Raw genomic sequence first — 9384 nt, forward strand, 5'->3', positions numbered from 1 at the left:
CCCGCCGCCGGCACTCCGCCTGCGGCTACCGCAGCCCGATCACCTACGAGAACACCACCACCGCGGCTACGCTACGACCGGCCGCATAACAATCAAATCGCGTGTCCACTTTTCGGGGCGAAGGCCCAAGTTCGTGGGCACCGAGAAGTACGACGGCATGGAGCTCTACAAGTACGAGGCGGTCATCGACAACATCGACCTGCCGGTCGGCCCCAATATCCCCGGCAGGTACTCCAACACCCGGAATGTGTCGGTAGACCCGGTGACCGGCGCGATCGTGAAGGGTGCCGAGCACCAGGTTCGTACCCTCGCGGATGGCAGCACGGCACTGGACACCACGCTGACCTTCAACGACGCCGCGGTCAGGTACCAGGCCAAGCAGGCCAAGGACGGCCGCTCCCAGATCACGATGCTCACGGTGATCCTTCCGCTGATCCTGCTGGTGGTGGGCATCGCCGCCCTGGTGGGGGCGTTCCTGCTGCTGCGCAACGACGATCACCACGGCGCGCACGCGGCGCGCGCCGCCGAGGCTCCAGAGCCCACCCGGGTCTAGCGGCCACACTCGGTTCAGGCAGCCACTCGGTTCAGGCAGCCAGCTCGCTCAAGCAGCCAGCTCGCTGACGAAGATCGCCGTGCCCGGCAGGATCCTGCCCCGCAGCGGCGACCACTGACCCCACTCCTCGGTGAGCTGGTCGGGCCACTCCGGCTCCACCACGTCCAGCAGCCGGAAGCCGGCGGCAGCCAGTTCGCGGACCCGGTCGCCGAACGTCCGGTGGTGCTCGACGTACGTCGCGTCGCCCGCGGCGTCGAACTCGACGTAGGGATCGCGGTCGAAGTAGGACATCGTCGCGGTGAGCCCGTCGGGGCCGGGGGAGTCCGGAAACGCCCACCGGGTCGGGTGCGTGGTGGCGAACACCCAGCGTTCACCGGGACGCAGCAGCCGCGCGACCTCGGCCATCACCGCGCCGGAGTCGGCCACGAACGGGACCGCCCCGAACGCGGTGAACGCGAGCTCGAAGGACTCGTCGGCGAACGGCATCCGCTGCGCGTCGGCCTGCACCAGCGGCACGTCGATGCCGGTCTCGGCCGCCGCGCGCCGCGAGTGCGCCAGCATGCCGGCCGACACGTCGAAGGCGACCGGCAGCGCGCCGCGGCCAGCCAGCCACCGCGAGCACATCGCCGATCCCGCGCCGACCTCGAGCACCCGCCGGCCGGCCAGGGAATTGGTCGGGCCGAGCAGTTGCGCGTCGTCCTCGCGCAGGCCCTCCGGGCACCAGACAAAGTCCGAGGTGCCCAGGAACCGGCCGTGCTCGGCGTGGTAGTTGTCGGCGTCGGCGTCCCACCAGCGGCGGTTCGCCCGGGCCGACTGCGCGGCGCTCTGCGGCCGGCGACCGACTCCGACGGTGCCCAGGTCTGTCTCGGTACCCATCGCTCCACGCTAGCCAGCGGCCGGCCCGAATCCCCGCGCGGGCGGCGCCGTGCCGGGCGCTGACGGAGCCCTCATCGGATTTCCGATCAGAAGCCGCACAGGAGTAGGCTTTCGCCTGCGGAATGGGTCTGTGGTCTCGACATGGAGTAGGCCACACGCTCCGCTGATCGCTCCAGCGCGAGAGGCGAACGAAACGGACGTATCCGCGTCGCTCTACAAGCCGTCAGGAACTATCCACTACATGACGTCCACCATCGATCCGACTCGCACGACCCCGCAGGTAGCAGTGAACGACATCGGCTCCGCCGAAGACTTCATGGCCGCAATCGACCTGACCATCAAGTACTTCAACGACGGCGACATCGTCGAAGGCACGATCGTCAAGGTTGACCGCGACGAGGTTCTCCTCGACATCGGGTACAAGACCGAGGGTGTCATCCCCTCCCGCGAACTCTCCATCAAGCACGACGTCGACCCCTCTGAGGTCGTTTCCGTGGGCGATGAGATCGAGGCCCTGGTTCTCCAGAAGGAGGACAAGGAAGGTCGGCTGATCCTGTCCAAGAAGCGCGCGCAGTACGAGCGGGCATGGGGCACGATCGAGGAGAAGAAGGAGCGTGACGAGGTCGTCGAGGGCACCGTCATCGAGGTCGTCAAGGGCGGTCTCATCATCGACATCGGCCTCCGCGGCTTCCTGCCCGCGTCGCTGGTCGAGATGCGCCGGGTCCGTGACCTGCAGCCCTACGTCGGCAAGGTCCTCGAAGCCAAGATCATCGAGCTGGACAAGAACCGCAACAACGTGGTCCTGTCCCGCCGGGCGTGGCTCGAGCAGACCCAGTCCGAGGTCCGCAGCGACTTCCTCAACAAGCTGGCCAAGGGCCAGGTCCGCACCGGTGTGGTGTCCTCCATCGTCAACTTCGGCGCGTTCGTCGATCTCGGCGGCGTAGACGGCCTGGTGCACGTCTCCGAGCTGTCCTGGAAGCACATCGACCACCCGTCCGAGGTTGTCGAGGTCGGGCAAGAGGTCACCGTCGAGGTGCTGGACATCGACCTGGACCGCGAGCGCGTCTCGTTGTCACTCAAGGCGACCCAGGAAGACCCGTGGCGTCAGTTCGCCCGTACCCACGCCATCGGCCAGGTCGTGCCCGGCAAGGTCACGAAGCTGGTTCCGTTCGGTGCCTTCGTCCGGGTTCAGGACGGCATCGAGGGCCTGGTCCACATCTCCGAGCTGGCCGAGCGGCACGTCGAGATCCCTGAACAAGTAGTGCAGGTCGGCGATGAATTGCTGGTCAAGGTCATCGACATCGACCTCGAGCGTCGCCGCATCTCGCTGTCGCTGAAGCAGGCGAACGAGGGTGCCCTGGCGGAAGAGAACTTCGACCCGTCGCAGTACGGCATGGAGGCCCAGTACAACGAGAAGGGTGAGTACATCTACCCCGAGGGCTTCGACTCCGAGACCCAGGAGTGGCTGCCGGGCTTCGAGGACCAGCGTGAGGCGTGGGAGAAGCGCTACGTGGCTGCCCGCGAGCGGTTCGAGGCGCACAAGAAGCAGCTCGAAGGTGCTCAGAAGGCGGACGCCGACGCGGCCACCGAGAGCGGCGACGCGACCTCGTACTCCTCCGAGGCCCCGGCCGAGACCAGCGGCACGCTGGCGTCGGACGAGGCGCTGGCAGCCCTGCGCGAGAAGCTTGCCGGTCGCTAAGAGCACGCTGCCGCAAGGCTGATCGACAACAGCAATACCAACGGAAAGCCCGGGAGGTTCGCCTCCCGGGCTTTCCGCTGTCAGACGGTTACCGTTGGTGGCGTGACAGCCAGGCTCCGCCGAGACGTCCTTGTTCCGCGATCCGCTGCCGTGCTGGCGCTGGCCGGCGTGCTGGCCTTGACTGGCTGCACCAAGGCGCCAAGTGGTGGGTCGGCCAGTGGATCGAACTCCGCGTCCCGTACGCCCGCCAGCACACCGGTGCGTTCGTCCGCCGCGCCATCGCCGAAGGCCACCACCAAGGCCGCCGCTCCGTCCCTCGGTGGACGCTGCGACGACCTGCTGCCCACCGGCCGCGTCAACATCGCGCTGCACCGCGTCGTCTCCGGCAGGACTGCCTTCATCCTCGGAGTCCCCGAACCCGACATCGGACGGCTGATCTACCTGAACTGTCGCTACGGGGTCGCGGTGCCGGTGAAGGGCAAGCCGGCTGCCGAGCCGCTGGTAGAGGTCGGCATCAGCCTGTACGACTCCGCTGCCCGGGCCGCCCGGCGTGTCGAGGGCACCGCGGATGACTACCGCTCGCACGGCGCAAGCGAGGCGCGGACGAAGGTGGGCCAGTATCCGGCCACGGTGCTGAGCGGCTACGGCAGCCCGACGCTGGTGATGGCGGCCGGCGTCCGCAGCATCGCGGTCACCGTGGATCCCCGGCTGATCCCGCAGTCCGCCGCGACCGGCCTGGCCTCTCTGGCCAGGGCCGCGCTGGACGCCACCGCCCGCTTCACGCCCGGCCCGGCCGCTGGACGCTCACCGGGGGCGGCCACGGCATCACCGAGCACCACCGGTTGAGGTGGCCACAGTGCGCATCGGGTTGACCGGCGGGATGGGCAGCGGCAAGAGCACGGCCGCCGCCCGGTTCGCCGAGCTCGGCGCGGTGGTGATCGACTCGGACCTGATCGCGCGCGAGGTCCTAGCTCCCGGCACGCCCGGCTTGGCGCGGGTGGTGCAGCGCTTCGGCGAGGGTGTGCTGGGCGCCGACCGCAGCCTGGACCGGCCTCGGCTCGGCACCATCGTGTTCGCCGACCCCGCGGCGCTGGCGGATCTGAACGCGATTGTGCACCCGCTGGTGCGCCACCGCAGCGACGAGCTGGCGACGGCGGCGGGGGAGGGCGCGGTGCTGGTCCATGACGTGCCGCTACTCGTCGAGAACGGCATGGCGGCCGGCTTCGACGCGGTGGTGGTGGTCGAGGCGCCGCTGGAGCTGCGGCTGGAGCGGCTCAGCGGGCGCGGCATGACACCGGACGTCGCCCGCTCCAGAATCGCCGCCCAAGCGACGGACGAGCAGCGCCGGGAGGTTGCCACGGTGGTGCTCGACAACTCCGGATCGGTGGTCCAGCTGCGGGCGCGGGTCGACGCGGTATGGCCCCGTCTTCTCGGGCGGACAGGGTCTTAGCGCGGTGGCGACGAGCCCGGTTTGGCGACCACAAACCGTATCCGCTAAAGTCTCTTCCGGTGCCGATGATGGCAGTCAGCGGGTAACCGGGGCAGAACATCGGGTAACACCATGCGGACGTAGCGCAGCTGGTAGCGCACAACCTTGCCAAGGTTGGGGTCGCGGGTTCGAATCCCGTCGTCCGCTCGGTGGACGCTATAGGCGTTCCCCAGGCCGGCTGTCCGGTCCCTGGTGGAGTGGCCGAGAGGCGAGGCAACGGCCTGCAAAGCCGTGTACACGGGTTCAAATCCCGTCTCCACCTCGTAGCCAATCTCGTGCGGATCGTCGCGCGCGGTTGAGTACGGGCGATTAGCTCAGTGGGAGAGCACTACCTTGACACGGTAGGGGTCACTGGTTCAATCCCAGTATCGCCCACCATCGGAGGCCCCGGAATACGGGGCCTCCGACACGTTCGGCGGACCACGTGCCCGCTACGTGCCCTGACGTGATGGTGGGCAGAGCAGGAAGGCCCTACCCGTGAGCAAGAGCAACGAACCCACGAACGCGGTACCCGCGATGACCGGCGATACGGTGACCAGCGCGCAGGCGCACATCAGTAGCAAGTTGGAGACCGTATCGGGCACTGTCGTAGCGACCAAGGAGGACAGGTGCCCTGCGTGGTGCATCAGCGACCACACAGGCACCACCGCAAACGGCTACGACTGCTACACGGGCGGCACTGTGATCAACCTGCCGAACCATGTCGGTGACAACGCGGTCAACGGCCGCAATGTGCCATGGTCTCCGGAACGGCGAGGACACAGCATCGAGGTTCGCCGGTCGCGGTGGACGGTGGAACAGACCGACGACCACGAGGACGACCGGTGGATGGGATCGACAGACGAGTGCATTGAGTTGAGCGTTGACGGCTTCGATGGGCTCGGGATGAACGACGACGAGGTGGAGACGCTTATCGGCGTTCTGCGATTGACCCTCGACCAGAAGCGCCGCTACCAGTTGGCCGAAGATCAGAGGTTCACCCGGTAACCCACCCCGCCACGACAACGGCCCGCTCCCGATGATGGTGGCGGGCCGTTTGGTCGCTAGATTCGACTCGGGGGTGCGGGCTGCAAATCAACCAGTATGCTGCGGGCTGACGTCGGCAGCCCGCAGCATACTGCCCGCGCGGACGGCTTCGCTTGACTGAGTTAGGGACAGGAAGCCCGAAACGCTGGGACGGATCTTGCGAAGGATCTCAACTACGTCACTGTGGACGTGAAAACGCTCGACAAGGTCGGCGAACGGAAGTTCTGCCCCTAGTTCGAGTACCTCGATACCCACCACCATGTGGAACTCGTCGACGTCAACGACGACAGCATCGGTTACCGAGATCGACCGGCGAATTGGGTTCGAGGACAACCGGATGTAGGCACAGTCATCGGTCATGTCGACGGAAACGTTGATCGACGGGCTGTCAGACATCATCTTCATCCTTCCATGCTGTTGACTTAACTCTACGCATGTCGCTATCCGTATCGTAGGGGAACACCCAAACCTTTAGACGTCTCCCTGGCTGCGGCTCACCGATGCAGCACACGCTGTTCTTCGGCGTGGGCGTCACCGTATCGGGAAATTCTAGGACAGATCGAATATCTTGTTCCGTGATTCCACGCTCACTCATGCGATCGCGAGCATGATGACCATACGCGATCTTCACGATTCCGCCGGCTCGACCTGCTCTGCAGTGAAGTAGAGGCGCCTGACCTCATCGTTGTCGAGCTCAAGCACCACCTCGTACGAGCCGTAGCCGATGATCGGGATCAGCGTATTCATCGCGAAGAGGATGCCGATCTTGTCACCTGCGTAGACGCGCGAGGTTGCCGCAGGCTTGAGCACCGTCTGGAACGAGAGACTCATGCGTTCCGCGTGGTCACGGATGGTGACCTTCAGTACGACGCTCGGCACGTCAACGGTCGTTCGGATGCGACCTGCGACGCCGACGAGATGCTGGGTCGGCACCATTGGCACCCCGACGTGGGTGTAGCTCGCCCCAACCGACGTCAGTGATCCGCCAGGGTCCACCCGAACATATTCGGCAAGGTATGCGTAATCCAATTCGGCCACTGCGCGAGTGTACCGAGCGCCACGGCGCGCTCGCCGTGCACGGTTGCTCACAAGAACTAGCGAGTGACCACCATCAGTTCGTCGACGCCTTCGAGCAGTTCGTAGTGGTTGGTGTCGCGCTCGAACGGTGCGGCTGCCCGTGGGGCGATGGGGAACAGCGCGAGCCAGATTTGGTGCCCGTCAATGGCGATGGCCGTCCCGGTCGTGTCTGTAGTTGTCATGCGGCACCGCCAACCGGCACGAGTGCGCCGTGGTCAGCAAGGAGCCGCTGCAGGCCCTTCGGTGTGACCCGCGCTTCCATGGCCCGAAACGTCTGAATCCAACCCGTTTGGCGAGTCGGATACCGGGAAACCCAAGGCCGACGGAAAACCTGGGGAACCGTAGAAACCAGAATCAGCAGAACCTACCGGTCAGCCGCTATAGGGGGTGGGGAGGGGTTCCCGCCCTGGGCGCACCGACGATGGCCAGCACGCGACGGCGTGGAAGTAGCTCAAGGGCTCAAGCCTCTTGCTTGGGACGCACATCGGCGTGGCTGCGCCAGCCGTCCCTGGACCGGAACTCGTCTTCGCGAGCGGCGATGATGACCGCAAGGTCTTCAGGCGTGAAGCGGTAATCGCGCACGGTCTTCCGGTATAGAAGCGCACGTCGCTGAATCATCTTCTGCACCGATGAGCTGGCCATTGGGCGTTCACCACTTCGCTAGGTCCCTGCGCGGGGTCGCCCTCACCAGGCCCTGCTCCAGTCAGGCCCATGGTCAGGACGTGCTCCACCTCTGAGTCCGCCCGTGATCCTCAGTGATGAAGTAACACCAACCTTACATGTCGGTGGCTGGAACCGCAGTGTGAGATTTGTGCGCTTGCCGGCTCGCCGAAGCGCGTTGAAAGCAGCCTGACCGACGCGTACGTAGACCGCTTGACGACTCAGCTCAGCCTAGGTGACTATCGCGCCATGGGACTTTTCAGGAAAGTGAGCAGCTTGAGCACGATCGGTCTGGTGGATTTCCGCTCTGACAAGGAGCGCACCGCCGCCAACACCAAGCGGAGCGCGAGGGAAGCACGTAAGCAGACCGACGAGCTGCGCCGACAGACCGGTATCTTGGCGGCTGAGGCCAAGCGGGCGGCTCAAACCCTCTCGTCTCCGGCGACTAGCGCATCGCCCCAGCGTTCACCCGGGCCTGCCGTGCCGACAGGCGCACCGCCCGCTCAGTGGAACGGCACGGTGTGGCAGGCGTGGAACGCGGGCGCCAACCGATGGATGATCTGGGACGGTCAAGCCTGGCGCTAAGCCTGCATGCACGAGCAGCATGCGTCTAGCTTCGACCGGGCGTTCGGAATGGCTGCCCAACATCTGCGCCAACGGGCACCGGCTGATACCGCCCGAACGCGCCCATCGTCGGCTGGTTACCCTGCCCCTGCACACCAGGCCGCTCCGGCCACCGCACGGTCACCTGGAGCAGGGCGGTCGCGGTTCACGCGATGCGGCCCTTGCCGATCGCCCGGTGGCGGGTGTCGCGGGCGGCGGTGCCCAGGACGCGCGTCCGCCCCCCAGCTAGTCGCCGTCCGTCGGCCAGGTGTCCCCAGTTGGGGACTGCCGGGGTCGGGCTTCCTCCCACTGCCCACCAGGGCGCTGGAACAGCTCGCCGACCCGCGGCGGCCGGGTGTCAAGCTGGCGCGCTGGGAAGGTGTTCATAGCTGGTGCTTCTCGCCTCTGATCTGCCATAGGCAAACGATAGCCCTAGGACGGGCAGAACGCCCGATCCCACCGGGCGCGACGTCATGGGTTCGGCCAACCGCCGGACCCATTTCTCGGACGCCCCAACGGCTTTCGCGATCTGGTCCGACGTGTGGCCGGCGTCGGCCATGTCCCCGATCTTGTTCAACCGGTCAGCGGGGGCGAGCTTGTCCGACTTGACGCCCTGGACTTTGCGGACCACGTTCGCCCGGGACAGGTTGCCCTCGTCTCGGGCATCGGTCAGCGCTTCCTCGAACTGCTCGTGGGAGACACCGTCAGCCATGGCGTAGATGTTGTTATCGCCATTACCGTGAAGCTCGTCCGGCTTGGCGAAGTCGTAAGGGCTTACTTTGCTGTTCCTGTTGTCAACAGGAACAGCAACCTGTCCATGCTGGTTATTGCGCTCGACGCGCTCGCCCCGGGCTCGCACTTCGCCTGACTCCTGCCCTGCGCGGATGGCTTTGCCGAGCGCGTACTCGGCGCGGCGCACCATTTCCTGCGCGTCCTGCTGGATCTCCTTCGACAGGCCGAGCTGCTTCGTTGCTTCGGCGGCGGTGGCGATCTCCGCCTTCAACGCCGCCACAGCGGCAGGCCCGGTCATCTCGACGGCCAGAGCAAGCTGCGTCCGCGCTTGGGAGAGGTACGCGGTGACGGCCAGCTCGTCGGCGCTGGAGGCCTCTAATCCCGGTCGGGGGGAATCTCGGCGGCGGAACGATGGGCTCGCGCTGCCGCGACCACCGCACATGCAATCCAGACGATCGGGACCGTGAACCGTAGCCACACGATCGGGTCCGGGTTGTTGGGAAGCAGCGCAAGGACAAACCACACTGCTCCCAATACGGCGAACGGGACCTGACCCCGAGTAGTGGACACGCTCAATCCCTGCTTCGGTGGGGTGGAAGCGAGATGATCCACTCATGGCGAGGAAGAACTACTCCGAGGAGTTTCGCCGCGACGCTGTCGAGTTGTATC

General features: G+C 66.1%; 12 protein-coding genes and 3 tRNA genes. 8 read left to right on the top strand and 7 right to left on the bottom strand.

Translation table 11 applies throughout. The features are described from left to right. Positions 1-133: 133 nt before the first annotated feature. Positions 134-553: a porin PorA family protein gene (locus RM423_RS23420; protein ID WP_311425460.1), complete on the top strand. Its 420-nt coding sequence runs from the start codon at positions 134-136 to the stop codon at positions 551-553. 48 nt (positions 554-601) lie between these two features. Here the strand turns inward: RM423_RS23420 and RM423_RS23425 are convergent, their stop codons facing one another. Further along, complete coding sequence (locus RM423_RS23425; RefSeq protein ID WP_311425461.1) at positions 602-1429, bottom strand: class I SAM-dependent methyltransferase; 828 nt, start codon at positions 1427-1429, stop codon at positions 602-604. A 241-nt stretch (positions 1430-1670) separates the two neighbouring features. On the opposite strand from RM423_RS23425, the gene rpsA reads away from it, so the two are divergent. The 7 genes from rpsA to RM423_RS23460 all read left to right on the top strand — a co-directional run bounded on the left by rpsA (position 1671) and on the right by RM423_RS23460 (position 5604). Then, complete coding sequence (gene rpsA, locus RM423_RS23430; RefSeq protein WP_311425462.1) at positions 1671-3128, top strand: 30S ribosomal protein S1; 1458 nt, start codon at positions 1671-1673, stop codon at positions 3126-3128. 102 nt (positions 3129-3230) lie between these two features. Beyond that, a complete protein-coding gene (locus RM423_RS23435) occupies positions 3231-3974 on the top strand; it encodes a hypothetical protein (RefSeq protein WP_311425463.1) in 744 nt (247 codons plus the stop codon). 10 nt (positions 3975-3984) lie between these two features. Further along, complete coding sequence (coaE, locus tag RM423_RS23440) at positions 3985-4578, top strand: dephospho-CoA kinase (protein WP_311425464.1); 594 nt, start codon at positions 3985-3987, stop codon at positions 4576-4578. A 113-nt stretch (positions 4579-4691) separates the two neighbouring features. Further along, a tRNA-Gly gene (locus tag RM423_RS23445) sits at positions 4692-4764 on the top strand. A 44-nt stretch (positions 4765-4808) separates the two neighbouring features. Then, positions 4809-4879: transfer RNA gene (locus RM423_RS23450), tRNA-Cys, on the top strand. Positions 4880-4920: 41 nt separating this feature from the next. After that, a tRNA-Val gene (locus RM423_RS23455) sits at positions 4921-4995 on the top strand. A gap of 99 nt (positions 4996-5094) precedes the next feature. Beyond that, positions 5095-5604, top strand: coding sequence for a hypothetical protein (locus tag RM423_RS23460; RefSeq protein WP_311425465.1), 510 nt, complete (start codon positions 5095-5097; stop codon positions 5602-5604). A gap of 87 nt (positions 5605-5691) precedes the next feature. Here the strand turns inward: RM423_RS23460 and RM423_RS23465 are convergent, their stop codons facing one another. The 6 genes from RM423_RS23465 to RM423_RS23485 all read right to left on the bottom strand — a co-directional run bounded on the left by RM423_RS23465 (position 5692) and on the right by RM423_RS23485 (position 9193). Further along, on the bottom strand, positions 5692-6048 hold the full coding sequence (locus tag RM423_RS23465) for a DUF2283 domain-containing protein (RefSeq protein WP_311425466.1): 357 nt from the start codon (positions 6046-6048) through the stop codon (positions 5692-5694). Continuing rightward, positions 6032-6274, bottom strand: coding sequence for a DUF4258 domain-containing protein (locus RM423_RS26095; protein ID WP_396327844.1), 243 nt, complete (start codon positions 6272-6274; stop codon positions 6032-6034). Before RM423_RS26095 ends, RM423_RS23465 begins: the two co-directional genes overlap by 17 nt. Further along, positions 6271-6681 (bottom strand): DUF6941 family protein, encoded by a 411-nt coding sequence (locus tag RM423_RS23470; protein ID WP_311425467.1) that lies wholly within the window; start codon positions 6679-6681, stop codon positions 6271-6273. The genes RM423_RS26095 and RM423_RS23470 overlap by 4 nt, the downstream gene beginning before the upstream one ends. Positions 6682-6737: 56 nt before the next feature. Continuing rightward, the gene (locus RM423_RS23475) at positions 6738-6902 is read right to left on the bottom strand and encodes a hypothetical protein (protein ID WP_311425468.1); all 165 of its coding nucleotides are present in this window, start codon (positions 6900-6902) and stop codon (positions 6738-6740) included. 277 nt (positions 6903-7179) lie between these two features. Then, positions 7180-7362 carry a hypothetical protein gene (locus tag RM423_RS23480; protein ID WP_311425469.1) on the bottom strand — a complete coding sequence of 61 codons (183 nt, stop codon included), beginning with the start codon at positions 7360-7362 and terminating at the stop codon, positions 7180-7182. A 979-nt stretch (positions 7363-8341) separates the two neighbouring features. Further along, positions 8342-9193, bottom strand: coding sequence for a hypothetical protein (locus RM423_RS23485; RefSeq protein ID WP_311425470.1), 852 nt, complete (start codon positions 9191-9193; stop codon positions 8342-8344). Positions 9194-9384 lie beyond the last annotated feature (191 nt).

This window comes from Jatrophihabitans lederbergiae (assembly GCF_031845305.1).
In the GTDB taxonomy this organism is placed as follows: domain Bacteria; phylum Actinomycetota; class Actinomycetes; order Mycobacteriales; family Jatrophihabitantaceae; genus Jatrophihabitans_A; species Jatrophihabitans_A lederbergiae.